Consider the following 16,602-nt stretch of genomic DNA (forward strand, 5'->3'; position numbering starts at 1 on the left):
TTCGCTCAGCCGTCGATCCGCACGACGATTTTGCCGCTGGGGCGGCCGCTGCGGCTGCGTTCCATGGCTTTGCCCAGCTCCTCCAGGGGATAAATCCCGTCCAGCACGGTGCGCAGGCGTTTTTGCCGGACCCAGTCGGCCAGCTGTTCCAGGTCGGCGCGGTTGGGCTTGAGGAAGGTGACGGCGGCGCGTTGGGACGAGTAAAGCGGCAGCGTCAATTTGTGCAGCAGCAGTCCGGGCAGCGGCAGCAGGGCGACGTATTTGCCCCGCGGCGTCAGCCAGCGCCGCCAGCGGCCGAAGCCCTGATGATGGGTGGTGTCCAGGATCAGGTCGTAGCGTTGCGCCGCATCGGCCGGCGCGGCGGCGTAATCCAGGGCCGCGTCGGCGCCCAGTTCCCGCGCCAGCGCGTGTTTGGCCGGCCGGCACAGGGCGGTGACGTGGGCGCCCAACGCCTTGGCGATCTGCACCCCGTAGTGGCCGACGCCGCCGGCCGCGCCGCTGACCAGCACCCGTTGGCCGGCAACCAGCCCGCCGTCGTCGCGCAAGGCCTGCAGCGCCGTCATGCCCGCCAGGGGCAGAGCCGCCGCTTCGGCAAAACCCAGTCCCTCCGGCATGGGCGCGGCGTAGGCCTGATCCACCGCCAGGTATTCGGCGGCGGCGCCCAGCTGGCGCAGCGGCAACATGCCGAACACCCGTTCGCCCGGCCGGAACGCGCCGACGCCTTCGCCGGCGGCGGCCACCTCTCCGGCGAAATCGAAGCAGGGGGTGGAAGGAAAATGCAGCGGCCTGATCCAGCGCAACATGCCGCCGTGCAGTTTCCAGTCGATGGGGTTGATGGAGGTGGCGGCTACCTTGACGGGAATTTCACCGGCGCCCGCCGCGGGTACCGGCAGCTCCGCCGCCCGGATTTTGTCGGGGCCGCCGTAACCGGCGAATTGCATGGCTTTCATGGGAGATGCCCTCGTGGCGTGGTTCCTATGGCGGCGCATGTTAATGGGTTTTTCCCACGTGCAAAAACACATTGGCGGCGAAGGCGACGATGCCGGCCACCAGGGGGAACTGCGCCGCCACCAGTACCGGTGCGGCTTCGTTGCGGCCCAGCAGCATGGCGGCCAGGGCCGCCATCATCACCGGCATGGACACGTTGTGCAGCCAGAAATGGATGGCGGCCAAGCGGCTGCGGGCGGTTTGGGGGAAGACGCTGTAGACCAGGCCGGCCAGGGCCAGCGTGGCCCAGCCCAGCAGGTTGAGATGGGTATGCACGGGGCGCAGCACGAAGCTTTCGCTGGCGCCCATGTACATGCCCAGGGCCAGGCCCAGCAGCAGGTAGATCACCGCGGCTTTCAGGCAGTTCGGGCCGACGGCCGAGGGGGAAACAGTGAATGCAGGCATGGCGCTCTCCTTGTCGTTGGGGTTAGGCGATGGATTCGAACAGCTTCAGCGCGGCGGCGGCCACCGCGTCGGCGCTGGGCGCGCCGGCTTGTTCCAGCACGATATTGCCGGGGGTGGGCGCGTCGGGGCCGGCGAGTCGGATGACCGGCGCTTTGAGCGCTGCGAAGGCGTGTTCCGCGGCCAGCGCCGCCACTTCCGCGCCGACGCCGCACAGCCGGCCCGCTTCGTGCGCCACCACCAGCCGGCCGGTTTTGCGGACGGAGGCGAGTATGGCGGCTTCGTCCAGGGGCTTGAGGCTGCGCAGGTCGATCACTTCGGCGGCAATGCCGCGTTCGGCCAGGCGATCCGAGGCTTGCAGGCAGGCGGCGACGGTTTTGCCGTAGCCGATGAGGGTGACGTCGCCGCCGACGCGGCGGGTGGCGGCGCTGCCCAGGGGGACGAGGCAGTCCCCGTCGGGCACTTCGCCCGCTTGGTAGCCCAGGGACAGATCGGAGAAGAACAGCACCGGGTTGTCGTCGCGGATGGCCGCTTTCAGCAGGCCCTTGAAATCCGCCGGGTTGGAAGGCATCACCACCTTGAGTCCGGGGCTGTGCACGAACCAGGCCTCCAGGTTGTGGTTGTGCTGGGCGCCCACGCCCCAGCCGGCGCCGGTTTGGGTCATCACCACCAGGGGAAAGGCGAATTGTCCGCCGGACAAGTAACGCAGCTTGCCGGCGCTGTTGACGATCGCGTCCATGGCGTAGCAGAGGAAGGGGGCGAACAGCAGGTCCACCACCGGCCTGAGCCCCATGGCGGCCGCTCCCACGGCGGTGCCGGCGATGATGCCTTCCGCCAGGGGCGTGTTGCGTATCCGTTCCGGGCCGAATTCGGCCAGGAGATCGTGCCGTTTGGTGGCGACGCCTTCGCCGAACATCAGCACTTTGGCATCGCGGCGCATTTCTTCCGCCAGGGCTTGGGAAACGGCGTCGTTGACGGTGAGTTGTTGCATGGGTGCGTCTCCTTTCACGCGTACACGTCCGTAGCCAATTCCTCGGCGGCGGGGTAGGGCGAGGCCAGGGCGAAGGCCAAGCCGTTGTCGATATCGGCCGCCACGCGCTGGTGCAGGCGTTCCAGGCTTTCGGCGCTCAGGACGCCCTGCGCCAGCAGCCGCGCTTGCAAGGCGGCGATGGGATCGCGGCCGCGCCAACCCGCCAGCTCTTTCGCGTCCACGTAATGCTGGTCGTCCGGCTCGTAGTGGCCGCGCAGGCGGTAGGTTCGCGCTTCCAAGAAATAGGGCTGGCGGCTGCTTCTCACTTGGGCGGCGGCGGCGGCAGCAGCGGCGTATACCGCCTCCGCGTCGTTGCCGTCCACGCTGGCGCAGGGCATGGGATGGGCGGCGGCCCAGTCTCCGACGCTTTCCGCCGCCATGGCTTCGCGCCGGTGTACGAAGGCCTGCCATTGATTGTTTTCGCACACGTAGAGGATGGGCAGGCGCCACAGGGCGGCCAGGTTGAGGGATTCGTGGAACGCGCCTTCGCAGGCGGCGCCGTCGCCGAAGAAGCACACGGCGATGGCGGCGCTGCGCTCCATGGCCAGGGCTAACCCCACGCCGGTGGCGAGGGAAAGTTCGGCGCCGACGATGGTGGAGGTGAGCACCACGCCCAGTTCCTTGGCGGAAATGTGCAGCGAGCCGCTTTTGCCTTTGCAATAGCCGGTGCTTTTGCCCATCACTTCGGCCAGCATGCGGCCGGTGTCGGCGCCCCGCGCCAATAAATGGCCGGCGCTGCGGTGGTTGGTGAGGATCAGGTCGTCCGCCGCCAGGGCTTGCACCACGCCCACGGCGACGGCCTCCTGGCCGACGGCGGTGCATGTGCCCGGCGCCTGGCCTTGCGCTTGCAGGGCGGCGGCTTTTTCCTCGTAGGCGCGAATCCTCAGCATGGATTCGAGCATGGCGAGCAGCGTTGTATTGTCGGTGTTGGATTCCATCCGGTACTCCTTGTCGCGAGCAGGATTGCTCATGCCGGCAGCCGGCCGGCGGTTAAGGAGCGTCACTTTACGCCGTCTTGCACGGCAAAAGACCCGGAGGGCGGCCGTTTAGGCGTTTTTTAAGATGGCTGGAGCGAAGTTTTAGGAAACCGGCGAGGACGGCTCGCCGGTTTTTCCCAGGAAGGCCGCCAATTGCGTATCGACTTCGAGGATGTGGCCCAGCAGCCATTGGTTCATGAAGCGCTGCAATTCGTCCACCGACCACTGATCCTTGCCGATGCTGTCGCTGATGGCTGTCAGCTGCGCCATCAACTGATCGTGCATGGCGATGTGTTCCTGGTAGGACGGATAGCTGGTCTGCTTCATCACGGCTTCTTCGTGGCTGAAGTGCTCCCGCACGTAGCGGTAGAGCTTCATCACGTGGTTGGTCAGCTCGGCCCGGCTTTGCGAACCGACCACTTCATTGGCCAGGGCGAACAAATATTCGTGCTGGGCGTCAATGGTCGCGTCGCCGACGCGATAGTCATTTTTCCAAGAAAAAATCGCCATTCGCGTTCTCCGTGTTGCTAAAGGGATGATGAATTCGTTTTTGCGGCGGAGCCAACGATACAAGCGATGCGACCGGCGACGCAAGTGCGGATACGGCGGCCGGGAAGGCGGCCGTCGGGATGCTCGCCCAAGTTTGACGGAAACGCCTTCTACAGCTAGTCTCCAGCCGTATGAGGCGCGGATTTTGCGCGGTCGGTCACGCAATGTTTTGCAGCAGCGCGCGTGGGCGGAAAGCTGGACTTGGGACGGCCGATGTCTCGGGTGACGAGCATCCGGGCCGCGAATCGAATCGGTAGGGTGGAATGAACGATAGCAATAGACAGTTTCTTTATTGGCCGTCCGTCTTGGGCGCGTCGGCGGGCGGCGTTTGCGCCGCATTGGGCGGCATGAGTTGGATCGCTTTGGCGGCCGGCGCGGTGCTGTTGCTGGCCGGCATCGGCGTGGGCCGGTATTTGGACGGAATCCATCAAGGCCAGCTGGCGGCGGCGAAAGCGGCGGCCAGCGATGCCATGGCCAAGCAAAGCCGGGAGGCCGTGCGTAACCGGGTCGAGCAGTTGGTGCGCTTTTATCTGCGAGTGATGCCCATATGGCGCACCCATATCCAGACGGCGCGAACCCAGACGGAGGACGAAATCATCGCCCTAAGCGGCCGGTTTGCTTCCATCATCGCCGATTTGGAAAGCGCCATCGATAACTCGTCCTTGGGCGGCGAGGACGAGGCGAGTATCGGCTGCACTCTGCAAGACAGCGAAGAAGAGTTGCGCCGCGTGATAAATCTGCTGGAAGAAACGCTGGGCACCACCAGCAAAATGGTAACGGAAATAAGAACCCTGGCCAGTTACACCACCGAGTTGGAAAACATGGCGAAACAAGTGGGCGATATTGCCGATCAGACGAACTTGCTGGCCTTGAACGCGGCCATCGAGGCGGCCCGCGCCGGCGAGCAAGGGCGCGGTTTCTCCGTGGTGGCGGACGAAGTGCGGCGCCTTTCGCAGATTTCCGGTAAAACCGGCAAGGAAATGCGGGAGAAGGTCAATTTGATCAGCCAGAAAATGATGTCGGCCCTGGAGGCGGCGGAGCAAACCGCTTTGCGGGACGTGGAGGCGGAGCATCAGTCGGAAGAGAAGCTGAAGGGCATCCTCAAGCGGCTGGACCAATTGCTCACGCGCATGACGCAATCCACCGCCATACTCCAGGCGCAGAACCGGGACATCCACCGCGAGATCGAGGGCGTGCTGGTTTCGCTGCAGTTCCAGGATCGGGTAAGCCAGATTCTGTGCCAGGTGGAGCACAACCTGGATCAATTGCAAGGCCAGCTGGAAGGCTACGACAAGCGCTATCAGCATGAGGCGGAGTTCCTCGACGTGGATCAATGGCTGACCACGATGAGCGATACCTATACCACCGACGACCAGCGCTTGAATCACCAGCGGGCGAGTGCGTCGGCTCGCGGCGCCGCGGTGCGGGCACAGGAAAGCACGGAAACCACATTCTTTTAGATGTGTATGAATTCATTCGGCCGGCTTGCCGCTTGGTTGGCCGAGCCGATGCCAATAGAACAAAACCCATAAAGTTGAATACGGTGGTGAAATGGCAAAGACCATATTGATAGTCGATGATTCCGCGTCCATCAGGCAAGTGGTGACCATCGCCCTGAAGGGCGCCGGCTATGACGTGATCGCCGCCAGCGACGGCCAGGATGCGCTGAAGAAACTGGACGGGCAGAAAATACATCTCATCGTTTCCGATGTGAATATGCCCAATATGGACGGCATTGCCTTTGTTAAGGAGGTGAAAAAGCTGGCCAATTACAAATTCACGCCCATTATCATGTTGACCACGGAGTCCCAGCCGGAGAAAAAGGCCGAGGGCAAAGAGGCGGGCGCCAAGGCTTGGATCGTAAAGCCGTTCCAGCCGCCCCAGTTGCTGGACGCCGTATCCAAATTGATTTTGCCCTAGGGATCCGCCCATGGTCGTCAAGAAAAAGCACAATGCCGCGTCGTCCAATCCCCTGCGGGTGGAAGGCGATTTCACCATCTATACGGCGGCGGCCTTGAAGCCGGCGCTGCTGGAGGCGTTGGCGGCCCAGGAGCAGCCGGCGCTGGATTTGTCTCTTGTCAGCGAAATGGACAGCGCCGGCTTGCAAGTGCTGCTGTTGCTCAAACGCGAGGCGGACAAGCTCGGCCGGCCGTTACGCCTGATCGGCAGCAACCCGTTGGTGATGGAGATCATCGAGTTGTGCAATGTGTCCTCCTTGTTCGGGCAGGACTTATGTCATGACGCTTGAGCCGGCTGATATGAGACGCCCGTTCTGACGGCGGCGGCCGGGCGGGCGGTTCCGCGTCCGTTCCGGCTGCGCACGACGCCGCATCGTTTGCGTCGGCTGCAAGCAGCCTCGCCCAACGTGTTCTAAGCTTTGCGGGCAAGGTAGTCGTATGGTTGCCGAGCGCCTCCAGGGCGCTGGATGAATCGTTTCCGGCAGCCTTGGCCGCGCCGCTCGCGCTATCCGCATTCCATTTCGCGTTGCTTGCGTCCGTTCCTGCGAGCCGGCCGGGATGTAGGCTGCGCATGCCCCTCCCGAGGCGGCAACGGTTGGGCGGCCGGCGATGGTTTCGGCTACGCTTTAACGTAGATGCCGCGCGCGTACTGTGTGGATTGTCACATTTGTTTGTTAGTGTATTCTGAACTTCACTATTCCCCGTACTGGAGTGGCAATGACGGATGAACTTGAATTAGCCAAGCAAACCTTCGTCAACGAGGCTCAGGAGCTGCTGCGGGACATGGAGTCCGGGCTGATGCGCATCGAAGCCGAGCCGGAGGATGCCGAGAACATCAATGCCGTGTTCCGCGCCGCCCATACCATCAAAGGGTCGGCGGGGCTGTTCGGATTGACGCCCATCGTCGGTTTTACCCACGTGGTGGAGACGGTGCTGGATCGGGTTCGCTCCGGCACGCTGGCGGTGGATGGCGAGCTGATCGCCCTGCTGCTGGAGTGCCGCGACCACATCGAGACTTTGATCGACTTGCTAAGCCAAGGCATCGAGAATCCCGACGAAGGCACCGCGCACCAGGGGCAGAATTTGCGTACGCGCTTGGAGGCTTATCTGGGCGGCGGCGCGACCGCGGCCGGAGCCGCGCCGCCGGCCGCGGCGAACGCGGCGGAAGGCAGCGTGCCGGCGGGGCAAAACCTGGTGCGTAGCGAGCACTGGCATATTTCCCTCCGCTTTGGCGAGAACGTCCTGCGCAACGGCATGGACCCGCTGTCCTTCATTCGCTACCTGAAGACCCTGGGCGAAATCGTCCATATTTCCACGCTTTACGACGCCATGCCGGCCGCGGCCGATATGGATCCGGAGTCCTGCTACCTGGGCTTCGAAATCGTTTTCGACAGCACGGCCAGCAAGCCGGACATCGAGAAAGTGTTCGAATTCGTCGCCGACGATTGCCAGATTCGCATCTTTCCACCCCACAGCGAAATCGCCACCTTCCGCCAGTTGATCGAAGCGTTGCCGGAAAGCGATTTCAAGGTTGGCGAAATCCTGCTGAAAAGCGGCGCCTTGACCGAGCACGAATTGTCCATGGCGCTGAACTCTCAGACCGCTCCCGTCGCGGAGGGCGAAGAAGCGCCGCCGCCGGGCAAGCGCTTGGGGGAAATCCTGGTGGAGCAGGGCGTGGTGTATCCGGAAACGGTGCGATCCGCCCTGGACAAGCAGCAAAAGATTCAGGAGAGCAAGGCCAAGGAAAGCCGTTCCATCCGCATCGACGCGGAAAAACTCGATCAACTGATCAATCTGGTGGGTGAGCTGGTCATCGCCGGCGCCGGCACCAGCATGCTGGCGCGCAAGCACGGCTTGTCCGACGTTCTCGAATCGGCTTCGGTGATTTCCCGCTTGATCGAAGACATCCGCGATCGTTCCTTGCGCTTGCGCATGGTGCCCATCGGCGAAACCTTCAACCGCTTTCGCCGCGTGGTACGCGACGTGACGCGCGAATTGAACAAAGACATCGACCTGGAAATCCGCGGCGGCGACACCGAGCTGGATAAAAGCGTGGTGGAAAAAATCGGCGATCCTCTGACCCATCTGGTGCGCAACTCCATGGACCACGGCATCGAGGACGTGCAGACGCGCTTGGGGCTGGGCAAGCCCGCCAAGGGCCGGGTGGGGCTCAATGCCTATCACGACTCGGGCAATATCGTCATCGAGGTCAGCGACGACGGCGGCGGCATCGACCGCGACAAGGTGCTGGCCAAAGCCATCGCCAAGGGCGTCGTGGCGCCCGGCGCCAACTTGTCGGATCAGGAAATTCTCCAGCTGATTTTCGCGCCTGGGCTTTCCACCGCCGATCAGGTCACCAATTTGTCCGGTCGCGGCGTGGGCATGGACGTGGTCAAGCGCAACGTATTGGCGCTGCGCGGCAGCGTGGAGGTCGCCAGCGAGTTGGGCGTGGGAACCACCGTTTCCATCCGCTTGCCGCTCACTTTGTCCATCATCGACGGATTCTTGGTGGGCGTGGGCAAGTCCACTTACGTATTGCCGCTGGACAGCGTGGTCGAATGCATCGAATTCGACAAGCAAAAGCAGCGCGACCACGAAGGCAATTACATCAACCTGCGCGGCCAGGTGTTGCCGTACCTGAATTTGCGCCAACTCTTCGACGAGTCCAATGCCGACACGCTGCGAAAAAGCATCGTCGTGGTGCAGGGCGGCGGCCAGCAGATCGGCGTCGTGGTGGATCAATTGCTCGGCGAGTTCCAAACGGTGATCAAACCGTTGGGCAAGCTGTTCGAACGGTTACGTTGCGTCAGCGGCTCCACCATCCTGGGCAGCGGCGAAGTGGCGATGATTTTGGACGTCCCCAGTTTGATACAAGTGGCGGAAGGGCGAGGGAGCCAGCAAAACTACGCGGCAACGCGACTGAATTGAGCGTTGCCCGCACGAGAAGGCGCCCAACGCGCGTCGGTTTTCAAAGCAGTTTCTTCATCGGAGAGCGGTTATGACTATACGCAATCAGCTGGCATTGGGGTTTTCCCTGGCCATCCTCTTAATGGTCGTCAGCGTCGGTTTCGGCTTGATGCGCATGGGCGATATGCAGGTGCGCATGGACGATATCGTCAACGACAAGATCGCCAAACTGACGGCGATCCAGAATTGGCGCAGCGCGGCGCAGGAAGTAAACATCCAAATCCGGAATTCGGCTTTGACCACCGACGACGCGGCTAATCGCGAAGCGGCGGAGACGATTACGCGGTTGCGCGCCGAGCAGGACAAGCAAGAGCAGTTTTTGCGGGACAGCGTGAAGTCCGCGGAAGGCATGGCGCTGCTGGCCAAGGTGAACGACGCGAAGGTGCGTACCCGCCAGGTCAACGACGAGGCGATCCAACTGGCCGTCGCCAACAAGAATGAAGAGGCGGCGCGGGTGTTGTCCCTCAAAGGTCGGGAGCCTTACAGAAAGTGGATGGAGGCTTTCAGCGAATTCGTCAAGCACGAGCAGGAACTGGCGAAGGCTTCATACGAAACGGCAAAACAGGGTTACGAACAGGCGGTATTCTGGGTGCTGGTGCTGGGCGGTATTTCCCTGCTCGTTTCCATCGCCGCCGCGGTTTGGATCACGCGCAGCGTGATGTCCCAACTGGGCTGCGAGCCGGCCGAGGCTTCGGATTACGCCCGTAAGATCGCGGCGGGCGACCTTTCGTTCAACGTCAATGTCAGCGGCGCCGAGGAAGCCAGCTTGCTGGTGGCCGTGAAAGGCGTCATGGACGCAGTTAAATCCATGTCCTCCGATGCGGCCCTGTTGGCCCAGGCGGCGGTGGAAGGCAAGTTGGCGACCCGCGCCGACGCCACCAAACATCGCGGCGAATACCGCAAGATCGTGGAGGGCGTGAACCAGACGCTGGACGCGGTGATCGGGCCGCTGAACGTGGCGGCGGATTACGTGGACAAGATTTCCAAGGGCGCGATCCCGCCGAAAATCACCGACACTTACAACGGCGATTTCAACGTCATCAAAAACAACCTGAACGCCGCCATCGACAACGTCAATGCGCTGGTGGCCGACGCGGGCATGCTGTCCAAGGCCGCCGTCGAGGGCAAGTTGGCGACGCGCGCCGACGCCAGCAAGCACGAAGGCGATTACCGCAAGATCGTGGAGGGCGTGAACCAGACGCTGGACGCGGTGATCGGGCCGCTGAACGTGGCGGCGGATTACGTGGACAAGATTTCCAAGGGCGCGATTCCGCCGAAAATCACCGACACCTACAACGGCGATTTCAACGTCATCAAGAACAACCTGAACGCCGCCATCGACAACGTCAATGCGCTGGTGGCCGACGCGGGCATGCTGTCCAAGGCCGCCGTCGAGGGCAAGTTGGCGACGCGCGCCGACGCCAGCAAGCACGAAGGCGACTACCGCAAGATCGTGGAAGGCGTGAACCAGACGCTGGACGCGGTGATCGGGCCGTTGAACGTGGCGGCGGATTACGTGGATCGCATCGCCAAGGGCGCGATTCCGCCGAAGATCACCGACACCTACAACGGCGATTTCAACACCATCAAGAACAACCTCAACTTGGCTATCGACAACGTCAATGCCTTGGTGGCGGACGCCTTGATGCTGTCCAAAGCGGCGGTGGAAGGCAAGCTGGCGACGCGCGCCGATGCCACTAAGCACGAAGGCGACTACCGCAAGATCGTGGAGGGCGTGAACCAGACGCTGGACGCGGTGATCGGGCCGCTGAACGTGGCGGCGGATTACGTGGACAAGATTTCCAAGGGCGCGATCCCGCCGAAGATCACCGACACCTACAACGGCGATTTCAACACCATCAAGAACAACCTCAACCTGGCCATCGACAACGTCAATGCGCTGGTGGCCGACGCCTTGATGCTGTCCAAAGCGGCGGTGGAAGGCAAGCTGGCGACGCGCGCCGATGCCACTAAGCACGAAGGCGATTACCGCAAGATCGTGGAGGGCGTGAACCAGACGCTGGACGCGGTGATCGGGCCGCTGAACGTGGCGGCGGATTACGTGGACAAGATTTCCAAGGGCGCGATCCCGCCGAAGATCACCGACACCTACAACGGCGACTTCAACACCATCAAGAACAACCTCAACCTGGCCATCGACAACGTCAATGCCTTGGTGGCGGACGCCTTGATGCTGTCCAAAGCGGCGGTGGAAGGCAAGCTGGCGACGCGCGCCGATGCCACTAAGCACGAAGGCGATTACCGCAAGATCGTGGAGGGCGTGAACCAGACGCTGGACGCGGTGATCGGGCCGTTGAACGTGGCGGCGGATTACGTGGATCGCATCGCTAAGGGCGCGATTCCGCCGAAGATCACCGACACCTACAACGGCGATTTCAACACCATCAAGAACAACCTCAACTTGGCCATCGACAACGTCAACGCGCTGGTGGCCGACGCCGCCATGCTGTCCAAGGCGGCGGTGGAGTTGAAGCTGGAAACCCGCGCCGACGCCAGCAAGCACCAGGGCGATTACCGCAAGATCGTGCAGGGCGTCAACGACACTCTGGATGCGGTGATCGGGCCGTTGCAGGCGCTGATGGCGGATGCGGAACGTTTATCCCACGCCGTGGTGGAAGGCAAGCTGGACGTGCGGGCCGACGAAAACGCCCATCGCGGTCAGTTCAAGAGCGTGATCCAGGGCATGAACCAGATCATGGAGGCGGTCAACACGCCGGTGAACGACATCAAGCAAGCCATGTCGCAAGTGGAGTCGGGTGATCTGACCACCAGCATCGACCGCGACTACCAAGGCGCGTTCGGCGAGCTGAAGGGCACCATCAACCATACCGTGCAGCGTTTGCAGGGCATCATCGACGAAGTGCGCACGGCGGCGGACGCTTTGTCCAGCGCGTCGGAGGAAGTCAGCGCCACCGCCCAGTCCTTGTCCCAAGGGGCGACGGAGCAGGCGGCCAGCGTGGAGGAAACCACCGCTTCGGTGGAGCAGATGTCGGCCTCCATCAGCCAGAACACGGAGAACGCCAAGGTGACCGACGGCATCGCCGGCAAAGCGGCCAAGGACGCCGCCGACGGCGGCGAGGCGGTGGGGCGCACGGTGGACGCCATGAAGCAGATCGCCAACAAGATCAGCATCATCGACGACATCGCCTACCAGACCAACCTGCTGGCGCTCAACGCCGCCATCGAAGCGGCACGCGCCGGCGAGCACGGCAAAGGTTTCGCGGTGGTGGCGGCGGAAGTGCGCAAGTTGGCGGAGCGCAGCCAGGTGGCGGCGCAGGAGATCGGCGAATTGGCCGGCGGCAGCGTGCAGATGGCGGAGCGGGCCGGCAAATTGCTGGACGAAATCGTGCCGTCTATCAAGAAAACCGCCGATTTGGTGCAGGAAATCACCGCCGCATCCGAGGAGCAGGCCACCGGCGCCGGCCAGATCAATTCGTCCATGACGCAAATCAGCCAAGCCACCCAACAGAATGCTTCGGCTTCCGAGCAGTTGGCGGCCACTTCGGAGGAAATGAGCCATCAGGCGCAGAAGCTGCAACAGGTAATGGGCTTCTTCAACACCGGCACCGGTTCGGGCATGGCGGGCCAAGTCCACGCGGCGGTGCGCAAACCCGCCGCCGGTAAAAAACGGGTGATGAAGAACCCGGTGGCCGATGCGGGAGAGGAGACGCCGGACTTGTCCGAGTTCGTCAAGTTCTAACGGGGAAGCCGTCATGACACAAGCAAGCAAGGCCGGCCTGCCGGCCGGCGAGGGTGCGACGGGAGGCGGGCAAGTGGCCCAATACCTGACGTTCACCCTGAGCGGGGACTTGTTCGGTATGCCGATCCAGCATATCCGGGAAATCATCGAGTACGGCGTGGTGACGCCGGTGCCGATGATGCCGGCCGCCGTGCGCGGGGTGATCAACCTGCGCGGGGCGGTGGTGCCGGTGGTGGATTTGTCCGTGCGCTTCGGCCGCGAGCCCACCGCCGTCGGCAAGCGTACCTGCATCGTCATCATCGAGAATGTGACCTTGGAGGACACCGACGAGGAAGGGCATTACCTGGGCATCATCGTCGACGCGGTGAACGAGGTGTTGGACATTTCCTCCGAGAACATCGAAGACGCCCCTTCTTTCGGGGTGAAAATCCGCACCGACTTTATCCAGGCCATGGGCAAGGTGGACGGCCGTTTCGTCATCCTGCTGGATGTGGCCCGGGTGTTGTCGGTGGAGGAAATCGCCCAATTGGCCAGCCGGGGCACGGACACCGTTGCCGCGGCGGCCCAGGCAGAAACCAGCGCCGCCTGATAGTCCGCGGCCCCGTGCCGTGGCGCGGGGCCGCCGGCCTGGCCGGCGACTCCCCACATCCGTTGGACGATCTCCATGAATCCCGCCATGCCGGACAGGTCCGGCACCATCGCCATCGACGACCTGGAGTTCCAGCAGTTTCAACGATTGCTGTTCGAACAGACCGGCATCCATCTGGCGGCCAATAAAAAACCCCTGCTTACCGGGCGCTTGAACCAGCGCCTGCGGCAGTTGGGGCTTCCCAGCTATGCGATGTATTACCGCGCCATCGTCAGCGGCAAACTGCCGGGCGAGTTGCAAGAGGTGATCGACCGGCTCACCACCAACGAAACCTCGTTTTTTCGCGAGCCGAAGCATTTCGATTTTCTGCGGGAGCTGTGCCAAAGTCCCGCGTTCCGGCATAATCCCGTGCGGATCTGGTGCGCCGCCAGCTCCAGCGGGGAAGAGCCTTACAGCATCGCCATGTCCATGGCCGACGCCATGGCCCACGAGCGTTGGGAGGTCGTCGCCTCCGACGTGAATAGCGACGTGTTGCGCCAAGCCCGCGCCGGCCACTATTCCCTGCAGCGCGGCGCATCCATTCCCAAGGCTTATTTGCATCGATACTGCCTGAAAGGTACGGGGGCGCAGGCCGGCACTTTCGTGATCGGGCCGGAGTTGCGCGCCCACTTGCAGTTCCTGCGCGTCAACTTGAATACCGATTTACCGTCCTTAGGGCAATTCGACGTGATTTTTTTACGCAACACGCTGATTTATTTTCCGCAGGACGTGAAGCAGCGGATCGTGGGAAATATGCAGCGCTTTTTGAAGAAGAACGGTTACTTCATCGTCGGCCACTCGGAAACGCTGATGCATGTGGCGGGCGAGTTGCAATCGGTGTCCCCATCCATTTACCGGCGGGTATGAGTCCTCAAACGAAACAACAGCGGCACGTGGCGGCCGGCGAATGGTTTTTCGGCCGGGGCGACGGCTATGTGCGCACCCTGTTGGGTTCCTGCGTCGCCATCACCCTATGGCATGAAGCGCTGCGCCTGGGCGGCATGAGCCATTGCCTGCTGCCCGAGCCGCCCGCCCATCGCCGGCAGACGGACGCTTTGTATGTGCAAGGAGCCATCGCAAGCTTCCGCGCCGCCTTGCGTCAATACGGCGCCAGGCCGGAGGACTGCGTCGCCAAATTGTTCGGCGGCGGCAATATGTTTCCCCGACAAGGCGCGCGGGCCGGCGGCGACGTAGGCCGGCGCAACGTGGAGGCCGCGCGGTTTCTGCTGCGCAAGGCGGGATTCGTCATCAAGCGGGAGCACGTGGGCGGCTATTGCCACCGCGCCGTGGTGCTGGATTTGAACACCGGCGATACTTGGCTGCGCGCCTGCAAGCCCGGCGAGAGGCCTTTATGAGCGATAAAAGCATCAAAGTTCTGGTGGTGGACGATTCCGCCGTGGTGCGGCAGGTGGCGGCCAGCTTGATCGAAGGCGATCCCGGCATGGAGTTGATCGGCGCCGCGCGCGATCCGCTGTTCGCCATGGAGCGGATGAAGCAGGTTTGGCCCGATGTGATCGTGCTGGACATCGAAATGCCGCGCATGGACGGCCTGACTTTCCTGAAAAAAATCATGGCGGAACGTCCCACGCCGGTGGTGATCTGCTCTTCCCTGGCCGAGTCCGGCGCGGACGCCACCATGCAAGCGCTCTCGTCCGGCGCGGTGGACATCATCACCAAGCCGAAGATCGGCGTGAAGGGCTTTTTGCAGGAGTCGGCGGCGGAATACCTCGGCGCCATCCGCGCCGCCGCCAGGGTGAATTCCCGCAACCTGGCCCGCGCGCCGGTCGTTGCCAAACAGGCTCCGTCCGCTTCCCAGGCGCTGCGTCCCAGGCACAACGCCGACGTGATTTTGCCGGCCAGCACCGGCGGCCAGCCTTTCCGCACCACGGAGCGCATCGTCGCCATCGGCACGTCCACTGGCGGCACCCAGGCGCTGGAGGCGGTGTTGACCGTCTTGCCCGCCACGGCGCCCGGTTTGGTGATCGTGCAGCACATGCCGGAGAAGTTCACCAAGGCGTTCGCCGACCGGCTGGACACCTTGTGCCAGATCCGCGTCAAGGAAGCGGAAAACAACGACCGGGTGATCCCCGGCCTGGCGCTCATCGCCCCCGGCGGCTACCACATGCTGTTGCAGCGCAGCGGCGCCTATTACCACGTGCAGATCGTCGCCGGCCCGCCGGTCAGCCGCCACCGGCCGTCGGTGGACGTGTTGTTCCGTTCGGTGGCTAAATTCGCCGGCCGCAACGCCCTGGGCGTCATCATGACCGGCATGGGGGACGACGGGGTCAAGGGACTGCTGGAAATGCATCAGGCCGGGGCGCCGACGGTGGCGCAGGATGAAGCCAGTTGCGTGGTTTACGGCATGCCCAAGGAGGCGGTGAAGGCCGGCGCGGTGGACCACGTCATGCCTTTGGGCGCCATTCCCCAGGCCATCATGGCCTTCCATCAGGAAAAGCCCATTGTGGGGCAGAAGCCCTGAACGGGCGGGGCTTGCGGCCGAGGGGCGTAATTCTTGCCGAGCCGCGCCGGCATCGCGGGATTCGGCGTCCGCTGGCCGGCTGAATCCATAGAGTGGGGCCGACGGGTTGCGCCAAGGCCGTCATCCAGACCATCACGGGAGCTTGAACGCCATGTCAGGGCACGAACAAGTGGAACAACTTTTCGCCGGTTTGATCGGCGAGCACTACGAACTGCTCAAGGTCATTTGCCCCGCAGCGCCGGATATGAGCCGCCGGGTGGGCGCGCGAGTGGCGGCTTGGCCGGCGCAACCCGCGCCTTTGGCCGGGCTGGAGCTGGGATGCGGCACCGGCATCACCAGCGTCGCGTTGTTGAGCGGCAGGGAGGATTTGCGGCTGCTTTCCGTGGACAGCGAGCCCACCATGCTCAACCAGGCGCGCAGCAATCTGGCGCATTGGTTGGAGCAGGGACGGTTGAGCTTGGCCGAGCAGGACGCTCTCGGCGCTTTGCGAGCCCAGCCGGAATCCAGCTTCGACGTGGTCGCCAGCGCTTACACCTTGCATAACTTCTTCGACAGCTATCGCCTCGACGTGCTGCGGGAGGTGCTGCGAGTGCTCAAGCCGGGCGGCTTGTTCGTCAACGGCGACCGCTACGCCCTGGACGACGTGCGCGAGCATTGCCGCTCGGTGCAGGGGGAAATTCAGGATTACTTCCGCGAATTCGGCCGCCTGGGGCGGTACGATCTGTTGGAACAGTGGATCGTGCACCTGCACAGCGACGAGTCGCCGGATCACATCATGCGCTTGGCGCCCGCCCTGGACGCCATGCGATCCCTGGGGTTCGCCGACGTCGCGGTGGAATACCGCGTCGGCGTGAATGCTTTGGTGACCGCCGTAAGGCCGTGTTAAAAGTTACCGCTTGACGGC

15 protein-coding genes are annotated in these 16,602 nt (G+C 63.2%); 10 read left to right on the forward strand and 5 right to left on the reverse strand.

Annotated features, from left to right (window positions below):
* Positions 1–5: 5 nt before the first annotated feature.
* The 5 genes from K5607_RS06155 to K5607_RS06175 all read right to left on the reverse strand — a co-directional run bounded on the left by K5607_RS06155 (position 6) and on the right by K5607_RS06175 (position 3,906).
* Positions 6–950, reverse strand: coding sequence for an NAD(P)-dependent alcohol dehydrogenase (locus tag K5607_RS06155; RefSeq protein WP_221048533.1), 945 nt, complete (start codon positions 948–950; stop codon positions 6–8).
* 40 nt (positions 951–990) lie between these two features.
* The gene (locus tag K5607_RS06160; RefSeq protein WP_221048534.1) at positions 991–1,392 is read right to left on the reverse strand and encodes a cbb3-type cytochrome c oxidase subunit I; all 402 of its coding nucleotides are present in this window, start codon (positions 1,390–1,392) and stop codon (positions 991–993) included.
* Positions 1,393–1,414: 22 nt separating this feature from the next.
* The gene (locus tag K5607_RS06165) at positions 1,415–2,380 is read right to left on the reverse strand and encodes an alpha-ketoacid dehydrogenase subunit beta (protein ID WP_221048535.1); all 966 of its coding nucleotides are present in this window, start codon (positions 2,378–2,380) and stop codon (positions 1,415–1,417) included.
* Between the two features lie 14 nt (positions 2,381–2,394).
* Positions 2,395–3,390, reverse strand: coding sequence for a thiamine pyrophosphate-dependent dehydrogenase E1 component subunit alpha (locus K5607_RS06170; protein WP_221048536.1), 996 nt, complete (start codon positions 3,388–3,390; stop codon positions 2,395–2,397).
* Between the two features lie 108 nt (positions 3,391–3,498).
* Entirely contained in the window at positions 3,499–3,906 is a 408-nt protein-coding gene (locus K5607_RS06175; RefSeq protein ID WP_054774350.1) for a bacteriohemerythrin, read from the reverse strand.
* Between the two features lie 809 nt (positions 3,907–4,715).
* Here K5607_RS06175 and K5607_RS18275 point away from each other — a divergent pair.
* The 10 genes from K5607_RS18275 (at position 4,716) to K5607_RS06225 (ending at position 16,584) form a co-directional block, all read left to right on the forward strand.
* Positions 4,716–5,405 carry a methyl-accepting chemotaxis protein gene (locus K5607_RS18275; protein WP_425515792.1) on the forward strand — a complete coding sequence of 230 codons (690 nt, stop codon included), beginning with the start codon at positions 4,716–4,718 and terminating at the stop codon, positions 5,403–5,405.
* A 91-nt stretch (positions 5,406–5,496) separates the two neighbouring features.
* Entirely contained in the window at positions 5,497–5,865 is a 369-nt protein-coding gene (locus K5607_RS06185) for a response regulator (RefSeq protein WP_221048538.1), read from the forward strand.
* A gap of 10 nt (positions 5,866–5,875) precedes the next feature.
* Positions 5,876–6,193 (forward strand): STAS domain-containing protein, encoded by a 318-nt coding sequence (locus K5607_RS06190; RefSeq protein ID WP_082411684.1) that lies wholly within the window; start codon positions 5,876–5,878, stop codon positions 6,191–6,193.
* A gap of 427 nt (positions 6,194–6,620) precedes the next feature.
* A complete protein-coding gene (locus K5607_RS06195; protein WP_221048539.1) occupies positions 6,621–8,831 on the forward strand; it encodes a chemotaxis protein CheA in 2,211 nt (736 codons plus the stop codon).
* A gap of 70 nt (positions 8,832–8,901) precedes the next feature.
* Positions 8,902–12,591, forward strand: coding sequence for a methyl-accepting chemotaxis protein (locus K5607_RS06200; RefSeq protein ID WP_221048540.1), 3,690 nt, complete (start codon positions 8,902–8,904; stop codon positions 12,589–12,591).
* 13 nt (positions 12,592–12,604) lie between these two features.
* Positions 12,605–13,180 (forward strand): chemotaxis protein CheW, encoded by a 576-nt coding sequence (locus tag K5607_RS06205; RefSeq protein WP_221048541.1) that lies wholly within the window; start codon positions 12,605–12,607, stop codon positions 13,178–13,180.
* Positions 13,181–13,255: 75 nt separating this feature from the next.
* Entirely contained in the window at positions 13,256–14,086 is an 831-nt protein-coding gene (locus K5607_RS06210; protein WP_221048542.1) for a CheR family methyltransferase, read from the forward strand.
* A complete protein-coding gene (locus K5607_RS06215) occupies positions 14,083–14,574 on the forward strand; it encodes a chemotaxis protein CheD (RefSeq protein ID WP_082411475.1) in 492 nt (163 codons plus the stop codon). Before K5607_RS06210 ends, K5607_RS06215 begins: the two co-directional genes overlap by 4 nt.
* Positions 14,571–15,698 carry a protein-glutamate methylesterase/protein-glutamine glutaminase gene (locus tag K5607_RS06220; RefSeq protein WP_221048543.1) on the forward strand — a complete coding sequence of 376 codons (1,128 nt, stop codon included), beginning with the start codon at positions 14,571–14,573 and terminating at the stop codon, positions 15,696–15,698. Before K5607_RS06215 ends, K5607_RS06220 begins: the two co-directional genes overlap by 4 nt.
* Before the next feature lie 151 nt (positions 15,699–15,849).
* Positions 15,850–16,584 (forward strand): class I SAM-dependent methyltransferase, encoded by a 735-nt coding sequence (locus tag K5607_RS06225; protein WP_173586037.1) that lies wholly within the window; start codon positions 15,850–15,852, stop codon positions 16,582–16,584.
* Positions 16,585–16,602: the final 18 nt, after the last annotated feature.

The sequence above is a fragment of the Methylogaea oryzae genome, assembly GCF_019669985.1.
GTDB classification, from domain to species: Bacteria; Pseudomonadota; Gammaproteobacteria; order Methylococcales; family Methylococcaceae; genus Methylogaea; species Methylogaea oryzae.

What these genes read in the sequence shown, in the direction of transcription:
- K5607_RS18275 (WP_425515792.1), top strand. Translation starts at nt 4,716, where the DNA reads ATGGTAACGGAAATAAGAACCCTGGCCAGTTACACCACCGAGTTGGAA.
- K5607_RS06170 (WP_221048536.1), bottom strand. Translation starts at nt 3,390, where the DNA reads ATGAGCAATCCTGCTCGCGACAAGGAGTACCGGATGGAATCCAACACC.
- K5607_RS06190 (WP_082411684.1), top strand. Translation starts at nt 5,876, where the DNA reads ATGGTCGTCAAGAAAAAGCACAATGCCGCGTCGTCCAATCCCCTGCGG.
- K5607_RS06200 (WP_221048540.1), top strand. Translation starts at nt 8,902, where the DNA reads ATGACTATACGCAATCAGCTGGCATTGGGGTTTTCCCTGGCCATCCTC.
- K5607_RS06195 (WP_221048539.1), top strand. Translation starts at nt 6,621, where the DNA reads ATGACGGATGAACTTGAATTAGCCAAGCAAACCTTCGTCAACGAGGCT.
- K5607_RS06225 (WP_173586037.1), top strand. Translation starts at nt 15,850, where the DNA reads ATGTCAGGGCACGAACAAGTGGAACAACTTTTCGCCGGTTTGATCGGC.
- K5607_RS06165 (WP_221048535.1), bottom strand. Translation starts at nt 2,380, where the DNA reads ATGCAACAACTCACCGTCAACGACGCCGTTTCCCAAGCCCTGGCGGAA.
- K5607_RS06185 (WP_221048538.1), top strand. Translation starts at nt 5,497, where the DNA reads ATGGCAAAGACCATATTGATAGTCGATGATTCCGCGTCCATCAGGCAA.
- K5607_RS06175 (WP_054774350.1), bottom strand. Translation starts at nt 3,906, where the DNA reads ATGGCGATTTTTTCTTGGAAAAATGACTATCGCGTCGGCGACGCGACC.
- K5607_RS06215 (WP_082411475.1), top strand. Translation starts at nt 14,083, where the DNA reads ATGAGTCCTCAAACGAAACAACAGCGGCACGTGGCGGCCGGCGAATGG.
- K5607_RS06155 (WP_221048533.1), bottom strand. Translation starts at nt 950, where the DNA reads ATGAAAGCCATGCAATTCGCCGGTTACGGCGGCCCCGACAAAATCCGG.
- K5607_RS06205 (WP_221048541.1), top strand. Translation starts at nt 12,605, where the DNA reads ATGACACAAGCAAGCAAGGCCGGCCTGCCGGCCGGCGAGGGTGCGACG.
- K5607_RS06220 (WP_221048543.1), top strand. Translation starts at nt 14,571, where the DNA reads ATGAGCGATAAAAGCATCAAAGTTCTGGTGGTGGACGATTCCGCCGTG.
- K5607_RS06160 (WP_221048534.1), bottom strand. Translation starts at nt 1,392, where the DNA reads ATGCCTGCATTCACTGTTTCCCCCTCGGCCGTCGGCCCGAACTGCCTG.
- K5607_RS06210 (WP_221048542.1), top strand. Translation starts at nt 13,256, where the DNA reads ATGAATCCCGCCATGCCGGACAGGTCCGGCACCATCGCCATCGACGAC.